The 21,308-nt window shown below is 74.1% G+C and carries 15 protein-coding genes; 7 read left to right on the top strand and 8 right to left on the bottom strand.

The features are described 5' to 3' along the window. Position 1: 1 nt before the first annotated feature. The 3 genes from ACZ6Y1_RS23885 to ftsE all read right to left on the bottom strand — a co-directional run bounded on the left by ACZ6Y1_RS23885 (position 2) and on the right by ftsE (position 2,923). Positions 2 to 1,177, bottom strand: coding sequence for a S41 family peptidase (locus tag ACZ6Y1_RS23885; protein WP_469633249.1), 1,176 nt, complete (start codon positions 1,175 to 1,177; stop codon positions 2 to 4). Between the two features lie 67 nt (positions 1,178 to 1,244). After that, complete coding sequence (gene ftsX, locus ACZ6Y1_RS23880) at positions 1,245 to 2,216, bottom strand: permease-like cell division protein FtsX (protein ID WP_469633246.1); 972 nt, start codon at positions 2,214 to 2,216, stop codon at positions 1,245 to 1,247. Positions 2,217 to 2,233: 17 nt separating this feature from the next. Beyond that, positions 2,234 to 2,923, bottom strand: coding sequence for a cell division ATP-binding protein FtsE (gene ftsE, locus ACZ6Y1_RS23875; protein WP_030771648.1), 690 nt, complete (start codon positions 2,921 to 2,923; stop codon positions 2,234 to 2,236). 238 nt (positions 2,924 to 3,161) lie between these two features. Here ftsE and ACZ6Y1_RS23870 point away from each other — a divergent pair, with 238 nt between their 5' ends. Continuing rightward, positions 3,162 to 3,356: a hypothetical protein gene (locus tag ACZ6Y1_RS23870; RefSeq protein WP_384583702.1), complete on the top strand. Its 195-nt coding sequence runs from the start codon at positions 3,162 to 3,164 to the stop codon at positions 3,354 to 3,356. Positions 3,357 to 3,446: 90 nt separating this feature from the next. On the opposite strand, the gene prfB is transcribed toward ACZ6Y1_RS23870, so the two are convergent. Then, complete coding sequence (gene prfB / locus ACZ6Y1_RS23865; protein ID WP_469633243.1) at positions 3,447 to 4,556, bottom strand: peptide chain release factor 2; 1,110 nt, start codon at positions 4,554 to 4,556, stop codon at positions 3,447 to 3,449. Between the two features lie 314 nt (positions 4,557 to 4,870). On the opposite strand from prfB, the gene ACZ6Y1_RS23860 reads away from it, so the two are divergent. Further along, entirely contained in the window at positions 4,871 to 5,941 is a 1,071-nt protein-coding gene (locus tag ACZ6Y1_RS23860; RefSeq protein ID WP_469633241.1) for an isopenicillin N synthase family dioxygenase, read from the top strand. Between the two features lie 635 nt (positions 5,942 to 6,576). On the opposite strand, the gene ACZ6Y1_RS23855 is transcribed toward ACZ6Y1_RS23860, so the two are convergent. Together ACZ6Y1_RS23855 and ACZ6Y1_RS23850 are read right to left on the bottom strand one after the other, a co-directional pair. Further along, positions 6,577 to 7,830 (bottom strand): serine/threonine-protein kinase, encoded by a 1,254-nt coding sequence (locus ACZ6Y1_RS23855; RefSeq protein ID WP_469633238.1) that lies wholly within the window; start codon positions 7,828 to 7,830, stop codon positions 6,577 to 6,579. Between the two features lie 160 nt (positions 7,831 to 7,990). Continuing rightward, positions 7,991 to 9,745: a serine/threonine-protein kinase gene (locus ACZ6Y1_RS23850; protein ID WP_469633235.1), complete on the bottom strand. Its 1,755-nt coding sequence runs from the start codon at positions 9,743 to 9,745 to the stop codon at positions 7,991 to 7,993. A gap of 427 nt (positions 9,746 to 10,172) precedes the next feature. Here ACZ6Y1_RS23850 and ACZ6Y1_RS23845 point away from each other — a divergent pair, with 427 nt between their 5' ends. From ACZ6Y1_RS23845 to ACZ6Y1_RS23825, 5 genes are all read left to right on the top strand, one after another. Continuing rightward, positions 10,173 to 13,298, top strand: a complete 3,126-nt coding sequence (locus ACZ6Y1_RS23845; protein WP_469633231.1) for an FHA domain-containing protein — start codon at positions 10,173 to 10,175, stop codon at positions 13,296 to 13,298. A 110-nt stretch (positions 13,299 to 13,408) separates the two neighbouring features. Continuing rightward, positions 13,409 to 14,782 (top strand): ABC transporter substrate-binding protein, encoded by a 1,374-nt coding sequence (locus tag ACZ6Y1_RS23840; RefSeq protein WP_469633229.1) that lies wholly within the window; start codon positions 13,409 to 13,411, stop codon positions 14,780 to 14,782. Further along, the gene (locus ACZ6Y1_RS23835; protein WP_469633561.1) at positions 14,779 to 16,089 is read left to right on the top strand and encodes a carbohydrate ABC transporter permease; all 1,311 of its coding nucleotides are present in this window, start codon (positions 14,779 to 14,781) and stop codon (positions 16,087 to 16,089) included. Before ACZ6Y1_RS23840 ends, ACZ6Y1_RS23835 begins: the two co-directional genes overlap by 4 nt. Beyond that, positions 16,086 to 17,000, top strand: coding sequence for a carbohydrate ABC transporter permease (locus ACZ6Y1_RS23830; protein WP_469633226.1), 915 nt, complete (start codon positions 16,086 to 16,088; stop codon positions 16,998 to 17,000). Before ACZ6Y1_RS23835 ends, ACZ6Y1_RS23830 begins: the two co-directional genes overlap by 4 nt. Before the next feature lie 268 nt (positions 17,001 to 17,268). Beyond that, positions 17,269 to 19,566 (top strand): bifunctional glycosyltransferase/CDP-glycerol:glycerophosphate glycerophosphotransferase, encoded by a 2,298-nt coding sequence (locus ACZ6Y1_RS23825; protein WP_469633223.1) that lies wholly within the window; start codon positions 17,269 to 17,271, stop codon positions 19,564 to 19,566. 1 nt (position 19,567) lies between these two features. On the opposite strand, the gene ACZ6Y1_RS23820 is transcribed toward ACZ6Y1_RS23825, so the two are convergent. Further along, positions 19,568 to 19,921 carry a hypothetical protein gene (locus ACZ6Y1_RS23820; protein ID WP_469633220.1) on the bottom strand — a complete coding sequence of 118 codons (354 nt, stop codon included), beginning with the start codon at positions 19,919 to 19,921 and terminating at the stop codon, positions 19,568 to 19,570. A gap of 736 nt (positions 19,922 to 20,657) precedes the next feature. Further along, the gene (locus ACZ6Y1_RS23815; protein WP_469633217.1) at positions 20,658 to 21,290 is read right to left on the bottom strand and encodes a TetR/AcrR family transcriptional regulator; all 633 of its coding nucleotides are present in this window, start codon (positions 21,288 to 21,290) and stop codon (positions 20,658 to 20,660) included. Between the last annotated feature and the right edge of the window lie 18 nt (positions 21,291 to 21,308).

Here is a 21,308-nt window from a genome sequence, read left to right as displayed (position 1 = left end):
ACTACGGACCCACCCCGAGGCCACCCAATACCGCGGTCGCCCGCTCCTCCACCCGCTCGCCCGCCGCCACGTCGGGGGTGATCCCGCTCCCGTCCAGGCTGCGGCCCCCCGGCGTGCGGTACGTGCCGACCGTCAGTTCGGCGACCGAGCCGTCGGGGAGTTCCGTCGGCATCTGGACCGAGCCCTTGCCGAAGGTGCGGCTGCCCACCGCCACGGCCCGGCCACGGTCCTGCAGGGCGCCCGTGACCAGTTCCGCCGCACTCATCGTGCCGCCGTCGACGAGGGCCACCAGCGGCCGCCCGGTGTCCCCGCCCGGGGCCGCGTAGAGGGCGCGCTGCTCCCCCCGTACGTCGTAGGTGGCCACCAGCCCGCCGTCCAGGAAGGCTGAGGCGGCGCTCACCGCCTCGGTGACCAGCCCGCCCGGGTTGCCGCGCAGGTCGAGCATGACCCCGCCGCCGGGCGGGGCGGCGCGGACGGCGGCCTTGACCCGCTCCCCGGCTCCCCGGGAGAAGGAGGCGACCTTGATGACGGTGATGCCGCCCGCGAGCTGCCGTACGGTCACCGGCTCGGTCCGCAGCTGCTCGCGGCGGACGGTCTCCGTGAGGTCCGCGCCGTCGCGGCTCAGGTTCAGTACGACGGGGGTGCCGGCCTCGCCGCGCAGCAGGGCGATCACGTCGTTGACGGGGAGGCCGGTCACGGCGTGCCCGTCGACGCTCAGCAGCCGGTCCCCGGCGCGCAGGCCGGCCCGGGCGGCGGGGCCGTCGGGCTGGACCTTGTCGACCTGGATCCCGCCGTCGCGGGCCCGCTGGGCCCACAGCCCGACGCCGGTCCAGCGGCCGTCGAGGCCTTCGGCGAAGGCCGCGTACTCGCCCTGGTCGTAGACGGTGCCCCAGCGGTCCCCGCTGCGGCTGACCATCTCCTGGGCGGCCTTCTTGCCGGACTTGCCCTCGGCGACGGCCTCGGCCACGGCCCGCGCCACGGCCTCGCGGTCGGCGGTGCCGGCAGTGCGGGGCGGCTCGGCCTGCGCCACTAAGGCGGCGGAGTCCTCGGCCCGGTCCCAGCAGCCCGTGCTCGCGGCCGCGGTGACGGACGCGAGGAAGGCCAACGTCAAGACGGCCCCGCGACGCAGGTCGCGGGGCCGGAGACTGGAGGCGGGAACACTCGGCAAGCCCAGCATGGCGCCGAGTCTAGGACAAGCCCCGCCGCGGTACGGGTGGTTGCCCGGACCGCTCGCGGGGCGCTCGTCACACCTTCAGGTACTTGCGCAGGGCCACGAAGGCCGCAACGGACGGCATCAGCAGTCCGATGAAGAGGACGTACGGGAGCTTGCCGATCACCGCGGACCAGCCCAGGAAGTCGATGAGCTGGATCTTGTAGCGCAGGCCCACACCGTGGTCGATCACGAAGTACTGGCCGGAGACGAGCATGGCGCACGCGAAGAGCGCGCCGATGAGCCCGGCGACGGCGGCCTCCATGATGAAGGGGACCTGGATGTAGAAGCTGGACGCGCCGACCAGCCGCATGATCCCGGTCTCGCGCCTGCGGCTGAAGGCGGAGACGCGCACGGTGTTGACGATCAGCAGCAGCGCCACGATCAGCATGATCAGCATGATGGCGAGCGCGCCGATGTTGAGGTAGTTCAGGATCCGGAAGAGGTCGTCGATGGCCTGGCGCTGGTCGTCGACGGTGTGGATGCCGTCGCGGCCCACGAAGGCGGAGGTGACGACCTTGTACTTCTCCGGGTCCTTCAGTTTGACCCGGAAGGACTCCTGCATCTGGTCCGGGGTGATGGAGGAGGCCAGGGGCGTGTTGCCGAACCGCTCCTGGTAGTGCTTGTAGGCCTCGTCCGCCGATTCGTAGGCGACGGACTTCACCAGCGACATCTGCTTGAGCTCGGACTCGATCTGCTTCTTCTGGTCCTCGGTGACCGCGCCCTTGGCGCAGGTGGCGACGCCCGTGGCGGCCGCCGCCGAGCCGTCGGGCTTCTTGGCCGCGGCCTCGCCCGCCTCCTGGGCGTCCTGCTTGTTGCAGAGGTAGAGCGTGACGTTGGCCTTGTCGTACCAGTAGCCCTTCATCTTGCTCACCTGCTCGCGCATGAGCAGGGAGCTGCCGAAGAGGGCCAGCGAGAGGGCCACGGAGATGATGACCGCGAAGGTCATGGTGAGATTGCGCCGGAGACCGACGCCGATCTCCGACATGACGAACTGGGCGCGCATGACGTCTCAAGGGCCTTTCAGTGCTGGTAGCCGTAGACGCCGCGCGACTGGTCGCGTACGAGTCGGCCCTGTTCGAGTTCGATGACGCGCTTGCGCATCTGGTCCACGATCTGCTGGTCGTGCGTGGCCATGATCACGGTGGTGCCGGTCCGGTTGATCCGGTCCAGCAGCTTCATGATCCCGACCGAGGTCTGGGGGTCGAGGTTGCCGGTGGGCTCGTCCGCGATGAGGAGGGCCGGCCGGTTGACGAAGGCGCGGGCGATGGCCACGCGCTGCTGCTCGCCGCCGGAGAGCTCGCCGGGCATGCGGTCCTCCTTGCCGCCGAGGCCCACGAGCTCCAGGACCTGCGGGACGGCCTTGCGGATCTCGCCCCTCGGCTTGCCGATGACCTCCTGCGCGAAGGCGACGTTCTCGGCCACCGTCTTGTTGGGGAGCAGGCGGAAGTCCTGGAAGACGGTCCCCAGCTGGCGCCGCATCTGCGGGACCTTCCAGTTGGAGAGCTTGGCGAGGTCCTTGCCCAGGACGTGCACCTGGCCGTGGCTCGCCCGCTCCTCGCGCAGGATCAGCCGCAGGAAGGTGGACTTGCCGGAGCCGGAGGAGCCGACGAGGAAGACGAACTCGCCCTTCGCGATGTCGAGGGAGACTTCTCTGAGTGCGGGGCGGCTCTGCTTCGGGTAGGACTTGGAGACACTGTCGAATCGGATCACGGGTGCACCACGGTCGCCGGGAGTAGGTGTGCGTGACCATACGCGAACGGGCGCGAGGTGTGGACCCGGCAACCGGACTTGCCCCATATGTCCCCGGGTCAGGGGGGTCTGTGACCGCGATTGCCCGGACGGGCCGCGCCGAATGTCCTCGGAGCTGGCACAGTGGTAGGGGGAACGGACCGGCTCCTCATGCCGTTGTACACGAGTAAGAGGACCGCGAGGACGAGAGGAGGAGCGCATGACATATGACCGGCTGGTGTGCGCCAACTGCGCCGCACCCGTCAGCCAGGGCCGCTGCCCGGTGTGCCGGGCGAACAGGGAGCGCCTCCAGCAGCAGGAAGGCCCCTTCTCCGGCCTGAATCCGGCGATGCTCATCGTGCTCATGGTGATCCTCGTGGCGGCGCTCGTGCTGGTGGCTCAGCAGACCGCGTAGGCCCGGCGCTCACATGCCGTGCATGGCGGAGGGCCCGGACACCACTGGTGTCCGGGCCCTCCGTCCGTTCCTGGCCGTGCGCGCGTTTCGTTACGCGGTCTGCTCCTGCTGCTTGCGCCAGCGGATCCCGGCCTCCAGGAAGCCGTCGATCTCGCCGTCGAGCACCGCCTGCGGGTTGCCGACCTCGAACTCCGTCCGCAGGTCCTTGACCATCTGGTACGGGTGCAGGACGTAGGAGCGCATCTGGTTGCCCCAGGAGCTGCCGCCGTCCTTGAGGGCGTCCATCCTGGCCTGCTCCTCCTGGCGGCGCCGCTCCAGCAGCTTGGCCTGGAGGACGTTCATGGCGCTGGCCTTGTTCTGGATCTGCGAGCGCTCGTTCTGGCAGGAGACCACGATGCCGGTCGGGAGGTGCGTGATGCGCACGGCCGAGTCGGTCGTGTTGACGCCCTGGCCGCCGGGGCCGGAGGCGCGGTAGACGTCCACGCGCAGCTCGGACTCGTCGATCTCGACGTGGTCGCTGGTCTCGACGACCGGCAGCACCTCGACGCCCGCGAAGGAGGTCTGGCGGCGGCCCTGGTTGTCGAAGGGCGAGATGCGCACGAGGCGGTGGGTGCCCTGCTCGACGGAGAGGGTGCCGTAGGCGTACGGGGCCTTGACCACGAAGGTGGTCGACTTGATGCCGGCCTCTTCCGCGTACGAGGTCTCGTAGATCTCCGTGGAGTAGCCGTGGCGCTCGGCCCAGCGCAGGTACATGCGCTGGAGGCGCTCGGCGAAGTCGGAGGCGTCGACGCCGCCGGCCTCGGCGCGGATGTTGACCAGGGCCTCGCGCTCGGCGTACTCGCCGGAGAGCAGGGTCCGGACCTCCATCTCGTCCAGCGCCTTGCGGACGGAGACCAGCTCGGCCTCGGCCTCGGCGAGGGTGTCCGCGTCGTCCATCTCCTGGGCGAGCTCGAACAGCACCGCGAGGTCGTCGATCCGCCCGCGCAGGGTCTCGGTCTTGCGGACCTCCGCCTGGAGGTGCGAAAGCTTGCTCGTGATCTTCTGGGCGGCCTCCGGGTCGTCCCACAGGGACGGCGCGGCGGCCTGCTCCTCGAGCACGGCGATATCTGCCCTCAGCTTGTCGAGGTCCAGGACGGCCTCGATCGACCCCATGGTCGAGGAGAGGGACTTCAGCTCTTCGGAAACATCGACGACTGCCACGGGTCCAGCGTAGCCGGTCATCGGAGGAGGCCGTCCGGGCAGGCCGAATCACCCGTCCCGGCGGCGGGTCGCACGGGCGTACGCTCAGCGTATGACCGTTCTTCTCGTCAGGCGCCGTCATGTGGACCACATGCGTGTCACGACGTCGAGCTGTCTGCCGCCGGACCTGTCCCAAGCCTGATCCGCCCCGATCCGACTTGGTCCTGTACGCGGCACAGCGGCCCCGGCGCCACCCCTGCCGGCGGCCCACCCCACCCGCGGCCCCCGCCACCTCTGGGGAACAGGACCCCGTGACATCCCGAAACGGAGCCGTCATGCCGTCCGCGCACACTCCGCCCTTCTCGACCTCCTCGGCCTCCTCTACCTCCTCGGCCTCCTCGTCCCTCCCGACCCGGTCCCTCCCCGTCCTGGACCTCTCCCAGGCCGACGATCCCGCCCGGCGGGACGACTTCCGCGAGCAGTTGCACGCCGCGGCCAGGGACACCGGGTTCCTGCACCTGACCGGGCACGGCGTCACCGCTGCCGAAAGCGCCCGCATCCTTGAGCTGACCAGGGCTTTCTTCGCCCTCCCGGAGGCCGACCGGCTCGCCGTGAGCAACCTGAACTCGCCGCACTTCCGTGGCTACACCCGGATCGGGCACGAGCTGACGGGCGGGGCCTCCGACTGGCGTGACCAGCTGGACGTCGGTGCGGAGCGGCCGGCGCCGGTGCTGGGGCCGGGCGACCCGGCGTACCTGTGGCTGGAGGGCCCGAACCAGTGGCCGGCCGCGCTCCCGGAGCTCCGTACGGTCGTCCTGGACTGGCAGTCCCGTCTCGCGGCGGTGGCCCACCGGCTGCTCAAGGAGCTCCTCGCCTCGATCGGCGCTCCGGCGGACTTCTTCGACGCGGCCTTCGCGGACCGCCCTCACCTGCACACGAAGCTGATCCGCTACCCGGGCTCGGCCCCGTCGGGCGCGGACCAGGGGGTCGGCGCGCACAAGGACTACGGCTTCCTCACCCTGCTCCTCCAGGACTCGGTGGGCGGGCTCCAGGTGGTCCGGGACGGGCGCTATCTGGACGTGCCGCCGCTGCCGGGGGCGTTCGTGGTCAACCTGGGCGAGCTGCTGGAGATCGCCACGGAGGGCTACCTGAGGGCGACGGACCACCGGGTGGTCAGCCCGCCGGGGGCGGTGGAGCGATATTCGGTGCCGTTCTTCTACAACCCGCGGCTGGACGCGGTGATCGACACGGTGCCGGGGGCGTACCTGCGGGCGGCGCCGGGGGTGCTGCACGACGCGTCGAACCCGCTGCACGCCGAGTACGGCCGCAACGAGCTGAAGGGCTGGATCCGGGCCCACCCGGCGGTGGCGCGGCGCTGGCACCCCCAACTGGTCGTCCCGGCGTAGCGGGGGCGTCCCCCACACCCCCGCCACGGGCCACCGCCCTCCGCCCGAGCCCGTTCACGGCGGGACCGTGCGCCCGTCCCGTGGCGTGGGCGGCCCGGCCCCGCATCCCCGGCACCGGGGCTCCGCCCGGGCCCGTGCGTGGGGGGACCGTGCGGCCGTCGCGGAGTGCCGGGGGCGGCCCGTGCGCGGCGGGACCGTGCGGCTCAAAGCCCCGGGGCTCCGCCCCGCACCCCGCTCCTCAAACGCCGGAGGGGCTGGATTTCGCTCCGCCGTCCGCCAAGCGCGGCTGCAGGGCGAATTTCAGGCGCGCCGGAGGCAAACCCAGTCGCCCCGGCGTTTGAGGGTCCGCCGGAGGCAAAACCCAGTCGGCGCGGCTGGACCGGCCGCAGGGCGAATTTCAGGCGCGCCGGAGGCAGAGCCAGCCCCGCCGGCGTTTGAGGCGCCGCCGCAGGCGGACCCGGCCTCGTCGGCTTCGAAGCGCCGCCGGAGACGAACGCCGCCTCGCCGGGTTCGAAGCGCCGCCGGGGGCGGATCCGGACTCGCCGGGTTCTGGGCGCCGCCGGGGGCGGAGTTCAGCCCCTCCGGCGTTTGAGGAGCGGGGTCTGGGGCGGAGCCCCAGGAGGCGGGCCGCAGGGTTAGGGGGTGCGGGTGCTGGAGTGCTTGTTGTCCGGGCGGGGGGCCGGGTCGTCGCCGGACACGGCGAACCACGCGCCCAGGCCGACCACAGCGGTCAGCGCCACGGCCGCACCCGACAGCGCCAGCCTCCGCTTGCGGGCCGCCTCCGCACGGTGCCGGGCGGAGCCCGGCCGGTGGCCGCCCGCCGGACGCGGCACCCGGGCCGTGCCCAGCGCGCCGCCCGCCAGCTCGTCCGGCCCGGGCACCCGCATGGAGGTGTGGGTGTCCCGGTTGGAGTCCGTCGCGGACCCGGGGACCAGGGGGACCACGCCCCGCCGCCGGACGGGTTCGGCCGGAGCGGCCCGGTCCTCCGCGGGGTCCGGCTCCGGCTCCGCGTCGTCCGGTTCGTCCACGTCCAGCGGCGGCATCCCGGCCAGCAGCGGCAGCAGGTCGCGCAGGCGCACCGACAGCTCCGAGGCCCGGAGCCTGGACGCGGGGGCCTTCGCCAGGCACTGCACCATCAGCTGCCACAGCTCGTCGGGGATGCCGGGCAGCGGGACGACGGTCTCGGTGACGTGCCGCCGCAGCACCGCGCCCGGGTGGCCGCCGCCGAACGGCGTGAAGCCGGCCAGCAGCTCGTACAGGACCGTGGCCAGGGCGTATATGTCGACCGCCGCGCGCGGGGGCAGGCCCTCGACGATCTCCGGGGCCAGGTAGTCCGGGGTGCCGATGATCCGGGTCGTCGGGGCCGACGCCCGCACCCCGGCGGCCCGCTTCGGCGAGTCGATCAGCTTGGCCACGCCGAAGTCGGTGAGCAGCGCCGGGTGCGCACCGCCCGGGCCGAGCGGGCCCTGCATGTCGAGCAGGACGTTCTCCGGCTTGACGTCCCGGTGGACGACCCCGGCCGCATGCGCGGCCGCCAGCGCGTCGGCCACGTCCGCGACGATCGCGACGGCCGCCTCGGGGGCGAGCCGCCGCTCGCGGTCGAGGCGCGTGCGCAGGTCCGTTCCTCGTACGAGGTCCATGACGAGCGCGAGGTCGTTGCCGTCGACGACGAGGTCGCGGACCGAGACCACGTGCGGATGCTCCAGGCCGAGCAGCGCGCTGCGCTCCTGGACGAACCGTCCGACCAGTTCCTGGTCGGACGCGAGGTCCTCGCGCAGCAGTTTGACGGCGACGGGCCCGTCAGGCCCCTCGCCCAGCCACACCGTGCCCGCGCTGCCGCGCCCCAGGATCTGGTGCGCGGTGTACCGGCTGCCGATCTTCCGTGCCACGACTGCTCCCTCAGCGGCTGGCGTACGCACCAAAGCTACGCGGCCGGGTGGGGGTTGGCGGCCAGCAGGGGCCCAGATTCGCGGTGACCTTCACTTCTGCGGGCGAAAACGGGCCCCAGAAGTCGACAAATCCACGAAGTCGGCGCTACGGGGGTCCGGTTCAGGGCGCCGGAGGCGTACCGGACCCCGCGGAGCCGGCCGCGTCGCCGATCGTGCTGATCCAGTCGACGGCGTCGGAGCCCCAGGTCCACAGCTGGTCGAACCAGCCCCTGCCGGTGCCGACCCACTCCTGGAGCGGGGTGAACTCCCAGATCAGCCAGCCCGCTACGAAGAACAGCAGGATCAGCACCAGGCAGCCCTTGAGGCAGCCGAGACCCGGGATCCGCACCGGGTTGGCGCTGCGCCGGCGCGGCTCGCGGGGCTCCCGCGGGGCCTGCTGCGGCGGCGGAGCCTGCGGGGGCCGCTGCTGCGGCTGGCGGTACTGGGGCTGCTGCGGCGCCTGCGGCTGCTGGTACGGCTGCGGCTGCCGCTGCTGCTGGGGCTGGGGCTGGTAGTGCTGCGGCGGCGGGGGCGCGTACTGCTGCTGCTGCGGCTGCCGGTACTGGGGAGGCTGCTGCGGCGGCGGAGCCTGGCGGTACGGCTGCTGCTGCGGCGGCGGGGGCGCCTGGCGCTGCGGACGGCGGCGCAGCGGGTCCTCGCTCGGGTCGAGGTAGTGCATCTGCGTCTGCTCGTTGCGGTCACGCGCGGCCTGCAGCTGCGACTGCCACGGGTGCGGCTGGTCCGGCCGCTGCACGGGCGGCATGACCGAGGTCGGGTCGGCGCCGGGGCCCGCGCCCGGCCCGGCCGGTCCGGCCGGCAGCACCGTGGTCGCGTCGGCCGCGCCGACCGGCGGCATGACGCTGGTCATCGCGTTCGGGTCGTACGCTCCCACGGGCGCGGCGGCGCCGGTGGGCAGTACCTGGGTGGCGTCGGCGGCGCCCGGGGTCTCGGGGACCGGCGCGGGCGAGGGGTCGGGGGCGAGCAGCGCGCCGACGCCCAGCGCGGCCTCGACCTCGGCGGCCGAGGAGTGCACGCCGATGCCGGAGGCGACCACGCGCAGGGCGCGGGCCAGGCTGACGGCGCTGGGGCGCTCGTTCGGCTCCTTGCGCAGGCAGCGCTCGACGACCGTCCACAGCGGCTCGGGCACGGTGGAGGGGCGCTGGGGCTCCTCGCTGAGGTGGCGGTGCAGCACTTCGAGGGCGGTGCCGCCGGCGAAGGGCGGGCGGCCGGTGAGCAGTTCGTAGAGCAGGATGCCGGCGCCGTAGATGTCGACGGCGGAGGTCTGCGGGCGGCCCTCGGCGGACTCGGGGGCGACGTAGGCGGGGGTGCCGACGAACTCGTGGGTGCGGGTCAGGCCCGGGGAATCCGCAAGGCGGGCGATGCCGAAGTCGGTCAGCATCGGCTTCATCTGGCCGCCGCGCTCGTCGAGGAGCACGTTCGCGGGCTTCAGGTCGCGGTGGACGACGCCGTCGGCGTGGCTGGCAGCGAGGGCGTCCGCGATCTGGGCAGTCAGCAGGCTCGCGGCGACCGGGCTGAACGGGCCGTTCTCGCGGAGGTACTTGTGCAGGTCCGGGCCGTCGATCAGGTCCATGACGAGGGCGAGCAGATCGCCCTCGACGACGAGGTCGCGGGTGCGGACGATGTTGGGGTGGGTCAGGCGCAGCAGGACCGAGCGCTCCCGCAGGAAGCGCATGACGATGTCCGCGTCCTGGGCCAGCTCCTCCTTGAGGACCTTGATGGCCACGGTCTCGCCGGGCTGGCCGGCCACGGCCGCCTCGGCGCCCGCGGCCTCCCTCTGGCGAGCACGCCAGACAGTGCCCGTGGCGCCGCGCCCGAGCGGCTCCTCGAGCAGGTACTTGCTGCCGACTGGCCGCACGCTCGCGCTCCCTGCTGCTGTGTCGATCTCTGGGTGGATCTGCTGTCGATCGGTTTTCCGGCCCACTCTAGGGGGTGTCCCTGTGCAAGACGCGGGTCACGTGAGGTTGGTTGCCGCACGTATGTACGAAGGGTGACGTACGGGGCGTATGCCCCTGGCGTTTTTGCTCTGCATTCGGCCAGGTCGCGCCCGTCGCCTGATCGATCAAGATCATTTGTCGGCGGGTGCCGGGCGTGTTGTCCGTAACAGGTGCGAGGATGCACACGTACGGAAGGCACGGGACGGGAGCCCGGTCTTCCGGCAGACCTGACCGGACGACGCGTCCGTGCCGGGCGGGGGGCGACGAGCGGGCAGTCATGCCCGTCCCGTCCATCCCCTGCCGGGCGCACTCACCGCGCCCCCCGCGCAGAAGGGACCGCTGACGGCGATGCAGATCCGGCTGACCGTCCTCGGGTCGCGCAGCGGCCACCAGGCCGCGAGCGCCCCAGCCAGCTGTGACGTGCTCGTCACCGCGCCCGTCGGCACCGTGCTGGCCGCGGTGGCCTCCGGCCTGGCGGCCACCGTGGGCGGACCCGACACCGGGGGCACGGTCGTGCTGTACGCCGGTTCGGAGCGGCTCGACCTCCAGCGGCGGGTCCTGGGCGAGCCGCCGCTCGTCGACGGGGCGGTGCTCTCGCTGAACGTGCCGGTGCCGGACGTCCTGCCGGAGGAGGGCCTCGGCGCCCCGGAGCTGCACGTGGTCGCCGGACCCGACGCGGGCGGGGTGCACCTGCTGCACAGCGGGCAGATCCGGATCGGCCGCTCCGCCGACGCCGACGTCCCGCTGGACGACCCGGACGTCTCGCGGCTGCACTGCGCGGTAACGGTGCTGCGGGACGGGCGGGTGGCCGTGGCCGACCTGGACTCCACGAACGGCACCACGCTGGACAACGCCCCGGTGGGCCCGCAGCCGGTCTCCCTGCCGCCGGGAGCCCTGCTCCGGGTCGGCGAGTCCACGCTCCGCCTGGCCCCGCCGGCCGCGTCCGCGCCCCGCCAGGTCACCCCGGACCTGGAGGGCCACCTCTCCCTGTCGGCCCCGCCCGCCCCCGGCCTGCCGGGCCCCTCGGGCACCCCCGCCGGAACGCCCCCGAACGCCCCCGGCGCCAACGGCCCCGCGGGCCCCGGCGGCGCCGGGCAGGCGACGGGGCACGGCCCCGGGCCCCAGGGCGGACCAGCGCAGGGCGCGGCCGGCCCGGACACCCACGGCGGTGCACCGCGCGGCGCGGACGCCCCCGGTGGCACGGATCCCTCCGGCGACGCCGGGCGGGTCCCGGGCCCCGGGACCCACGGCGGTGCGCCGCAGGGCGCGGCCGGGCCGGCCGGACCGGGCGGGACGTCGCACGGCACCGCGGGGGCCAACGGCCCCGGGACGCCCCCCGGCAGGGCGCGCCGCAAGGGGATAGGCGCCTGGGCGCGGAAGTGGGTGCGCGGGGAGGACGTCGCCGAGGAGCCGCAGGAACCGGCCGAGACCGCCGCCGTGCCCGACGCGGACGACCCCGCCGCACTGCTGCTGGCCGCCCTGGCGCCCACCGAGCGCCTGTGGTCGCGTACGGCCGGCCACCCCCGGCTGCTGGAGGTCGGGCTCGGCGCCGGGTGCCGGGTGTCGCTGCCCGCCGTCGGGGGGCTCGGCCTGGCCGGCCCCCGGGCCCGGCTGACCGGGGTCGCCCGCTGGGTGATCGCGCAGCTCGCCGCGCTGCACGCGCCCGGGCAGCTGGAGATCGTACTGCTGTCCACCGACCGCGCACGCGCCCTCGCCGACCGCCGCCGGGACTGGGGCTGGCTCGGCTGGCTGCCCCACGTACGGCCCGCGCACGGCCAGGACTGCCGGCTGCTCCTCGCCTACGACCGCGAGCAGGCGGCCGCCCGCACGGGCGAACTGACCCGGCGCCTGGACGACGGCCCGCTCGGCCCGCACTGGGCCGCCGCCGACGCCGACCAGGTCCGGCGGGCAGCCGCCGTGTACGAGGGCCCCTACACCCTGCTCGTCGTCGACGGCGATCCCGGCGCGGGCCCGCTGCGGGACCTCACCGGGCGGATCGCCTCGCACGGCACGGCCGCCGGGATCCACGTGCTCGCGCTCGCCGAGGCCCCGGCCTCGACCCCCGCCTCCCCGGTCACCGAGACGTACGAGGCCGCCTGCGCGGCCTCCCCGGCCTTCCGGGACTGCGGCGCGGTCGCCCTGCTCAGCGGGGACGTGGCCACGGCCGTACGGACCTTCACGACCGGCGGCGGCCGCCCGGTGCCCGCCGGGGCCACCGCCACCGCCGACGCCGTATCCGCCGCCTGGGCCGAGCGCTTCGCGCGGGCACTGGCTCCCCTGCGCACCACCGAGGGCTCCGCGGAGACCTACCGCCCGGCCGCCGCCGCGCTGCCCGCCACCGCGCGGCTGCTCGACGAGCTGGGGCTGGCCCGGGCCACCCCGGCCTCGCTGATGGCGCGCTGGGCCGCCTCCACCGACCAGGGGCAGGGCATGGGCGGCCTCGCCGAGATCGTGCTGGGCGGCGGCCGGCGCGGGCCCGTGGGCGCCGAGCTGGTGCAGGACGGGCCGCACCTGCTCATCGAGGGGCCCGCCGGGAGCGGCCGCACGGAGCTGCTGCGTTCGGTGGCGGCCTCGCTGTCGGCGGCGGCCCGGCCCGACCGGCTCGGCCTGGTCCTGCTCGACGGGGCCGGCGGCGAGCGCGGGGACGGCCTGCTGCCCTGCACGGAACTCCCGCACGTCTCCGCCCACCTGGTGGCCTCCGACCCGCTGCGGATGCGGGAGTTCGCCCAGGCGCTGGGGGCGGAGCTCAAGCGCCGCGCCGAGCTGCTGGACGGGGTGCCGTTCTCGGAGTGGCACGCGGCCCGGGAACGCATCGGCCGGGAGTACGGCGGCCGGGAGGTCGCCGACCGGATGGTGTCCCCCCGCCAGCCCAGCGCGGGCGAGCTGCGCGGTGACCTCGACACGCCGCGCACGGGCACGCTGCGGCTGCGTTCCTCCGCCACCCGCACCGATCCCGCGGGGCCCACTCCGCTGCCCCGGCTGGTGGTCCTGGTGGACGACTTCGACGCGCTGGTCGCGCCGGGTCTCGGTGCCACGGGCCGGCCCGCCGCCGGTTCGGTGGTGCGGGCGCTGGAGGCGGTGGCCCGCGAGGGCGCGCGGCTCGGCGTGCACCTGGTGGCCACGACCGGCCGTCCGGACCGGACCGCGGACACCCTCCTCGCCCGGCTGACGACCCTTCGGGTGGAGTTGGACGCGCCCGACCAGCCCGGGCCGGGCCGCGGCCTGCTGCGGCACGCGGACGGGCGGACGGTGCCCTTCCAGGCGGGCCGGGTGACCGGCCGGATCCCCCGGACGGCGACCTTGCGGCCCACTGTGGTCCCGGTGGAGTGGGAGCGGATGGGCGATCCCCCGGCCCGCCGCCCGGTGCGTGAACTGGGCAACGGGCCCACCGACCTCGCGCTGCTGGCCAGCGCCCTGGAGCGGGCCTCGCACCTGGTCTCGGCGGTACCCGTGCTGTTCCCGCCCGCCCCGTAGATGCGGCCGCGTCCCCCGCGAGGCGGTATTGCGCGGGGCGCGCGGATCGGCGTAGACCTTGTGGTCCAGGACACACTGCAGGACACACAGCGGGCATCGGGGGCAGAACCATGCGCGAGCACGGAACGGGCCGTACGACACTCACCTGGGCGGCGCTTGCCGCGGCGGGCGCGCTCCTGCTCGGCGCGTGCGGCGACGGCGGGGGGTCCGGGAAGAAGGACGGGGCCTCGGATCCCCCCGAGGGCGCGACGGCCTCGCCGACGGTGCAGTTACCGAAACTGCCCGGCGAGAAGCTGGAGGTCGCGGCCGTCTGGACGGGCCCGGAGCAGGCGAACTTCACCAAGGTGCTGAAGGAGTTCGAGAAGCGGACGGGCGCGACGGTCACCTTCGTCCCGGCCCAGGACCCGATCGTCACCTTCCTCGGCACGAAGATCGCGGGCGGCGCCCCGCCGGACGTGGCGCTGCTCCCCCAGGTGGGGGCGCTGGTCTCGGCGGTGCAGAACAAGTGGGCGCAGCCGGTGGGCCCGGAGGCCCAGGCGCAGCTCGACGCGAACTACTCGCCGGGCTGGAAGAAGCTCGGCGCGGTCGACGGCACCCAGTACGGCGTGTACTACAAGGCCGCCAACAAGTCGCTGATCTGGTACAACGCGAAGGCCTTCGAGGCTGCCGGGGTACAGCCGCCGAAGACGTGGAAGGAGCTGCTGACGGCGGCGGACACGCTCTCGGCCTCCGGTACCCCGGCGGTCTCCGTGGCCGGTGCGGACGGCTGGACCCTCACCGACTGGTTCGAGAACGTCTACCTCTCGCAGGCCGGGCCGGAGAAGTACGACCAGTTGGCCAAGCACCAGATCAAGTGGACGGACGACAGCGTCAAGCAGGCGCTGACCACGCTCGCCGAGCTGTTCGGGCGCAAGGACTTCCTGGCGGGCGGGCCGAGCGGGGCCCTGGCGACGGAGTTCCCGAAGTCGGTGACGCAGACCTTCACCGGCGGGGACCGGCCGGCGGCCGCGATGGTCTACGAGGGCGACTTCGTGGCGGTGAACATCGCGCAGACGGACGCGAAGGTGGGCAAGGACGCCCTGGTCTTCCCCTTCCCGGCGGTCGGCGCGAAGTCTCCGGTGGTCTCGGGTGGTGACGTGGCGGTCGCGCTGAAGCCCTCGAAGGGCGCGCAGGCGCTGCTGACCTTCCTGGCCTCGGCGGACGCGGCGCAGATCCAGGCCCGCGAGGGCGGTTTCGTCTCCCCGAACCGGGCGGTGAACCCGGGCGCCTACCCCAACGACATCCAGCGCGACATCGCCAAGGCCCTGATCGCGGCGGGCGACGACTTCCGCTTCGACATGTCGGACCAGGCCCCGTCCGCCTTCGGCGGGACCCCGGGCGCGGGCGAGTGGAAGGCCCTCCAGGACTTCCTCGCGAACCCGTCGGACGTGGCGGGCGCGCAGGCGAAACTGGAGGCGGACGCGGCCAAGGCCTACGGGAACTGATCCCCGTGGCGGCCACCTCGCGGGAGGCCCGGCGCCGCCGCCTGATCGCGGCGGCGTTCCTCCTCCCGGCGCTCGTACTGCTGGGCGCGCTCGTCGTCCATCCGATCGGCTACTCGGTCTACCGCAGCCTCTTCGACCGCTCCGGGGACACCTTCGTGGGCGCGGGCAACTACCGCGAGATCCTGCAGGACGGCACGATCCGCACCGCCCTGAAGAACACGGCGGTGTGGGTGGTCCTGGCGCCGACGACGGCCACCGCCCTCGGTCTGATATTCGCGGTGCTGACGGAACGGGTGCGCTGGGGAACGGCGTTCAAGCTGCTGGTGTTCATGCCGATGGCGATCTCGATGCTGGCGGCGGGCATCATCTTCCGGCTGGTCTACGACCACGATCCGGACCGGGGCATCGCCAACGCGGTCTGGGTCGGGGTCCACGACACCTTCGCGGAGTCCTCGGCGTTCCCCAAGGCCCGCCCGGGCCGCGACTCCCCGCTGGTCCCGGCGGACGGGGGCGCCTTCGTGACCCGCGTTCCGGTCCGGGCGGGCACCCCGGCCGTGCTCCCGCTGGTCGGTGTGGCCCCGGAGTCCCTGCCCGAGGGCACCCGTACGGCGAAGGCCGCGGCCGCCGAGCCGGGCAAGGTCACGGGGACGGCCTGGCAGGACTTCACGCGGGGCGGGGGCGGGCGGACGAACGCGGTCGATCCGAGCGAGTCGGCGTTCTCCGGCATGCGGATCGAGGCGGTCAAGGACGGCAGGGTCGTCGCTTCGGCGACGACCCGCGCCGACGGCACCTTCACGCTGCCCGCGGCGGCCGACGGCGCCGTGCTGCGCCTGCCCGCCGCGAACTTCCGGGAGGCGTACGCGGGGGTGGAGTGGCTGGGCCCGGCGCTGGTCACCCCTGCGGTCATCGGGGCGTACGTGTGGATGTGGGCCGGGTTCGCGATGGTGCTGATCGGGGCCGGGCTGGCGGCCGTACCGCGGGAGCTGCTGGAGGCCGCGCGGGTGGACGGGGCGAACGAGTGGCAGGTGTTCCGCCGGATCACCGTCCCGGTGCTGGCGCCGGTGCTGGTCGTCGTGCTCGTCACGCTCGTCATCAACGTCATGAAGGTCTTCGACCTGGTCTTCGTGATCGCACCGGGCGCGGTGCAGGACGACGCCAACGTCCTCGCGCTCCAGCTGTACCGCACCTCCTTCGGCACGGACGCCGATGCGGGCCTGGGCAGTGCGATCGCCGTCCTGCTGCTGGTGCTGGTGGTGCCGGTGATGCTCGTGAATATCCGCCGGCTGCGCAAGGAGGGATCCCGATGACCCGTTCCGGCGCGACCGCGGTGGCTGCCCTGGGAGCGGCGAAACCGTCACGCACGCGCACCGGGCTCACCGCGGGCGGCCTGGCGGCCCGGGCGGCCGGCGGGGCCGTACGGGTCTTCCTCGTCCTGGCCGCACTGTTCTGGCTGCTGCCCACGCTCGGGCTGCTGGTCTCCTCGTTCCTGTCCCCCACTGACCTGAACAAGGGCGGCTGGTGGCAGGTGCTGACGGCGCCCGCCCGGCTGACCACCGGCAACTACGAGCGGCTGCTGGCCGACGAGACCATCACCCACTCCCTCATGGCCACGTTCGCGATCGCCGTCCCGGCCACCCTGCTGGTGGTGACCCTGGGCGCGTTCGCCGGATACGCCTTCGCGTGGCTGGAGTTCCCCGGCCGGGACTGGCTGTTCCTCGTCGTCGTCGGGCTGCTGGTCGTCCCCGTGCAGGTGGCGCTGATCCCGGTGTCCGAACTCTTCGGCACCATCGGCCTGTTCGAGACGACCGCGGGCGTGGTGCTCTTCCACACCGCCTTCGGGCTGCCCTTCGCGGTGTTCCTGCTGCGCAACTTCTTCGCCGAGATCCCGCGCGAGCTGCTGGAGGCGGCCCGTCTCGACGGGGCGGGCGAACTGCGGCTGTTCGCGCGGGTGGTGCTGCCGCTGGGCGGCCCGGCGATCGCCTCGCTCGGCATCTTCCAGTTCCTGTGGGTGTGGAACGACATGCTGGTGGCGCTGGTCTTCGCGGACTCGGCGAACCCGCCCGTGACGGTCGCCCTCCAGCAGCAGGTACGGCAGTTCGGGAACAACATCGACGTGCTGGCGCCGGGCGCCTTCCTGTCGATGGTGGTACCGCTCGTCGTCTTCTTCGCCTTCCAGCGGCAGTTCGTGACGGGGGTGATGGCGGGCGCGGTCAAGTGACGATCCTCCCCGCGCCGAACCGCAGGGATTCCCTTCAGCTCGCGTGAGCGGGCTTCCGGGCTTCACGCATCCGCCTCCGGCCGGTGGCCGGGACTCGCACCCCTGGGACGCTGCGCGAGCCGTTGATGTCCGAGCCACCCGTCCGGCGGCGCCTCTGTCCCACATCCCCCAACACCACGAGCCCGGTTGACGTGGGGTGTTGACGCTGAGTAACCCGAATGCCGCACTCTGCGTAACCCGGTCGCCACGCCAGGGGTTCCTGGGCAATATGCCCGCGCCGACCCCTGGATGTGCCGTGCCCCGGTTCAGCGTCATCGTGCCCGCGTACAAGGTCCAGGCCTACCTCCAGGAGAGTCTGGACTCGGTCCTGGCGCAGTCGTACCCGGATCTTGAGCTGATCGCGGTCGACGACGCCTCCCCGGACGCCTGCGGTTCCATCATCGACGAGTACGCGGCCCGGGACCCGCGCGTGACCGCCGTGCACCTGCCGCACAACCTCGGCCCGGGCCCCGCCCGCAACGCGGGCCTGGCCCGGGCCACCGGCGACTACCTGGTCTTCCTCGACGGCGACGACGTCCTCGCCCCCGGCGCCCTGCAGGCCCTCACCGACCGGCTGAAGGCCACCGGCTCCCCCGACGTCCTGGTCCACGACCACGCGCGCGCCCTCTGGACGGGCGAGCTGGTCCCGAGCGGCCTCTCGCCCCGCCTCCGCGAGGACGGTCCGGCCAGCTTCCGCCTCGCCGACCGCCCCGCCCTCCTCGGCATGCCGATGGTGGTGTGGAACAAGACCTACCGCCGCGAGTACGCGGAACGCGAGGGACTGGAGTTCCCGCCCGGCTTCTACGAGGACACCCCCTGGACCTACCCGGCGCTGCTGGCAGCCGAGTCCGTCGCCGTCCTGGACCGGGTCTGCGTGCACCACCGGCAGCGCCGCAGCGGCTCGATCCCGACCACGGCCGGCCGCCGCCACCTCGACGTCTTCGACCAGTACGACCGGGTCTTCGGCTACCTCGCCGGCCGCCCCGAGCTGGAGCGCTGGCGCCCCGCCGTGCACCGGCGGATGGCCGAGCACTTCTGCACCCTGTACGCCGACCCGCGCCGCCTCCCGCGCGCCTCGCGGGCCGAGTTCTTCCAGCGGGCCTCGGCCCTCCTGCGCCGCTACCGGGCCCCTGTCCGCGCGAGTGCGCTGCCGTTGTCGCTCTCCCGCACCGACCGGCTGCGCCACGCCCTGATGCGGCTGGGCACGCGGCGCACGTACCGGCTGCTGTCGGTGCTGCGCTCGGCCGCGCCGGCGACGGGCCGCGGCGCCCGCGGTCTCTGGCGGGGGCTGCGCGAGAGCGCCCTGCGCCTGCACTACCGCACCCAGCGCCTGCTCCCGCTCCGCCCTGAGCTGGCCGTCTTCTCCGCGTACTGGCACGGCGGCTACGCCTGCAACCCGGCGGCCATCGAGGCGAAGCTGCGGGAGCTGGCGCCGCGGATGCGGACGGCGTGGATCTGCGACCCCGAGCATCAGGCGACGCTGCCCCGGGAGACGACCGCGCTGCGGCCGGGCTCGGCGGCCTATTGGACCGCCCTCGCCAGGGCCACGTACCTCACCACGAACGTCAACTTCGAGCGCGCCCTGGTCAAACGGCCGGGCCAGGTCCTCCTCCAGACCCAGCACGGCACCCCGCTCAAGCGCGTCGGCCTGGACCTGCAGGACCGCCCGGCCGCCACCCCCACCACCGACTTCGCGGGCCTGCTGCGCGGCGCCGACCAGTGGGACTACCTGCTGTCGGCGAACCGGCACTCCACCCTGGTGTGGGAGAGGGCGGTCCCCGCCTCCTACACCACCCTCGAATACGGCTACCCGCGCAACGACCCCTTCCACCGGGCGACCCGCTCCGAGGTCCTGGAGCTGCGCGAGCGCCTCGGCATCCCGGCCGGCTCGACGGCGGTCCTGTACGCGCCGACGCACCGCGACTACCGGCGCAGCCGCCCCGACCACCTCGACTTCGAGCGGGTGCTGCGCGATCTGGGGCCGCGCTTCGTGCTGCTGGCCCGCACCCACCTCACGTACGCGGACGCCCCGTGGACGGCGGACCCCCACCCACGCCTGATCGACGTCTCCGCCCACCCCTCCGTCGAGGAGCTCTGCCTGGCCTCGGACGCGCTCGTCACCGACTACTCGTCCCTGATGTTCGACTACGCCACGCTGGACCGGCCGATCGTGATCCACGCGGACGACTGGGAGGCGTACGAGGCGGCCCGCGGCACCTACTTCGACCTGCGGGCCTGCCCGCCGGGCGCGATCGCCCGCACCCAGGACGAACTCGTCGACATCTTCACCACCGGCCACTGGCAGGGCTCGCGCTCGGCGCAGCTGCGAGCGGCGTTCCGCGCGCGGTTCTGCTCGTACGACGACGGGCACGCGGCGGAGCGGGTGGTCCGCCGCGTCTTCCTCGGCCAGCCGGACGCGGTCCCGCCGGTCGTCCCGCCGGAGGACCGCCGCCCCTGCCCGGCGGCGACCGGGGGCCCGCTCCCCGAACCGCCGCTGGCCTCGCTGAGTCCGTCGCGCTGGCCGTAGATCAGCGGCTGAAGACGACCGACCGCAGCGTGAGCCGGGCGCTTCCGTACCCGGTGAACGGGCGGAGGGTGAAGTAGTCGCCTTCGCAGTCGGGGCCGGTGAAGACGGTCGCCGTCGCGTCGGTGCGGTTGCGCGGTGAGTGCGCGGGGCTGCTGGAGGCGGGGTCGGCGACCTCCGGGAGCGTGATGCACTCACCGCCCACGGGGTCCTCCAGCACGGCGGTCTGCGGGCGGCCGTCGAGCCCGCTGTACGTGTACCGGAACTCGCCGGTCGCGGCGGCCGCGGGCGAGGCGGGGAGGGTGAGACCGAGCACGAGGGCGCCGAGACCGGCGACGACGGCGTTGCGCGTACGCATGGACTGCTCCTGGGGGCGTGTCCGGACCCGGACCCGGGCCCGCATCCGCCGCCACACTCCCGCGCGGCCCGGGCGCGCCCCAACCTCCCGCACCCGAGGAATCGATCCCTCGTCCCCCGATCGGCCGATCAGAACCCGTCGACGCCACTGTTGCGACCGAGGTGCCGCTAGGCAGCCCCTGGGCTCCGCCCAGACCCGCTCCTCAAACGCCGGAGGGGCTGGGCCCCGCTACCGCCGGGTGGCGGCCCGATCCAGCCTCGCCGCGGCGCCTGGGACGGACCCCCCGATCCAGCCCCGCCGGCATTCGAAGCACGGGGCCAGGGCCGACCCCCGCCCCAACCCCGCCGACGTTCGAGGCGCGGGGTCTGGGGCCGGCCCCCGCCCCAGCCCCGCCGGCGTTCGAGGCGCGGGGTCTGGGGCCGGCCCCAGCCCCAGCCCCGCCGGCATTCGAGGCGCGGGGCCAGGAGCCCCCGCCCCAACCCCGCCGGCGTTCGAGGCGCGGGGTCTGGGGCCGGCCCCCGATCCAGCCTCGCCGGCGTTTGAGGCGCGGGGTCTGGGGCGGAGCCCCAGGGAACGGTGGAAGGGCGGGTAGGGGACCAGCCCCGCGCAGCGGCCAGCCCGGCGGCCGCCGATCCGGCCCGCCCGCACGGGTCAGACGGCCCCCAAGGATCAGACGGCCCGCACGGGTCAGACGCCCCCCACGGAAGGCGGCCCGCAGGGCAGACGGACCGACCGCTCAGACGGCCCGGAGCCCCGCCACCACCGACCGCGCCAGCTCGTCCAGGTACCCCCCGGGGACGGAGTCCCGTACGACCACCTGCCGCCAGTACAACGGCCCGATCGCCAGATCGAGCGCCCGGTCCGGGCACGTCCCCTCGACGAGTTCACCCCGCGCGACGGCCGCGGAGACGATCCCCTCCGCCATCCGCTTCTGCCCGTCCAGCAGCGCCCCCCGCACCGCGTCCGCGATCTCCGGGTTCCGCGCCGCCTCGACCAGGAGGTCGGGGATGACCGCCGACGCCACCGGGTGCCGCAGCACGTGTGACATGACCTCCAGCAGGGCCCGTACGTCCCCGTACAGCGAGCCCGTCGCCGGCACCGGCAGCCCGTCCACCGCGAAGGCCCCCACCAGGTCCAGCACCAGGTGCAGCTTCGACTTCCAGCGCCGGTACACCGCCGTCTTGCCGACGCCCGCGCGCCGCGCGATCCCCTCGATCGACATCTTCGAGAAGCCCACCGCGGCCAGTTCCTCCACCACGGCGGCCCGGATCGCCTCGGTCACGTCCTCCCGCAGCACGGCGGCCCCCGCGGGGGCCCTCCTGGCGGGCGAAGAGGGGGCGGCGGAGGAGGCGGCGGGGTCCGTGGTCATGCACAGAGCATAACCGCG

The sequence above is a fragment of the Streptomyces sp. NPDC053432 genome (assembly GCF_055585365.1).
The sequence above is the reverse complement of the archived record's forward strand: the minus strand, read 5'-3'. Positions and strand labels throughout refer to the sequence as shown.

Bases quoted from the DNA above. Each gene is read 5' to 3' on its own strand.
- ACZ6Y1_RS23885 (WP_469633249.1), bottom strand. From the start codon at position 1,177: ATGCTGGGCTTGCCGAGTGTTCCCGCCTCCAGTCTCCGGCCCCGCGAC.
- ftsX (WP_469633246.1), bottom strand. From the start codon at position 2,216: ATGCGCGCCCAGTTCGTCATGTCGGAGATCGGCGTCGGTCTCCGGCGC.
- ACZ6Y1_RS23870 (WP_384583702.1), top strand. From the start codon at position 3,162: ATGACATATGACCGGCTGGTGTGCGCCAACTGCGCCGCACCCGTCAGC.
- ACZ6Y1_RS23860 (WP_469633241.1), top strand. From the start codon at position 4,871: ATGCCGTCCGCGCACACTCCGCCCTTCTCGACCTCCTCGGCCTCCTCT.
- ACZ6Y1_RS23845 (WP_469633231.1), top strand. From the start codon at position 10,173: ATGCAGATCCGGCTGACCGTCCTCGGGTCGCGCAGCGGCCACCAGGCC.
- ACZ6Y1_RS23840 (WP_469633229.1), top strand. From the start codon at position 13,409: ATGCGCGAGCACGGAACGGGCCGTACGACACTCACCTGGGCGGCGCTT.
- ACZ6Y1_RS23830 (WP_469633226.1), top strand. From the start codon at position 16,086: ATGACCCGTTCCGGCGCGACCGCGGTGGCTGCCCTGGGAGCGGCGAAA.
- ACZ6Y1_RS23825 (WP_469633223.1), top strand. From the start codon at position 17,269: ATGCCCGCGCCGACCCCTGGATGTGCCGTGCCCCGGTTCAGCGTCATC.
- ACZ6Y1_RS23820 (WP_469633220.1), bottom strand. From the start codon at position 19,921: ATGCGTACGCGCAACGCCGTCGTCGCCGGTCTCGGCGCCCTCGTGCTC.
- ACZ6Y1_RS23815 (WP_469633217.1), bottom strand. From the start codon at position 21,290: ATGACCACGGACCCCGCCGCCTCCTCCGCCGCCCCCTCTTCGCCCGCC.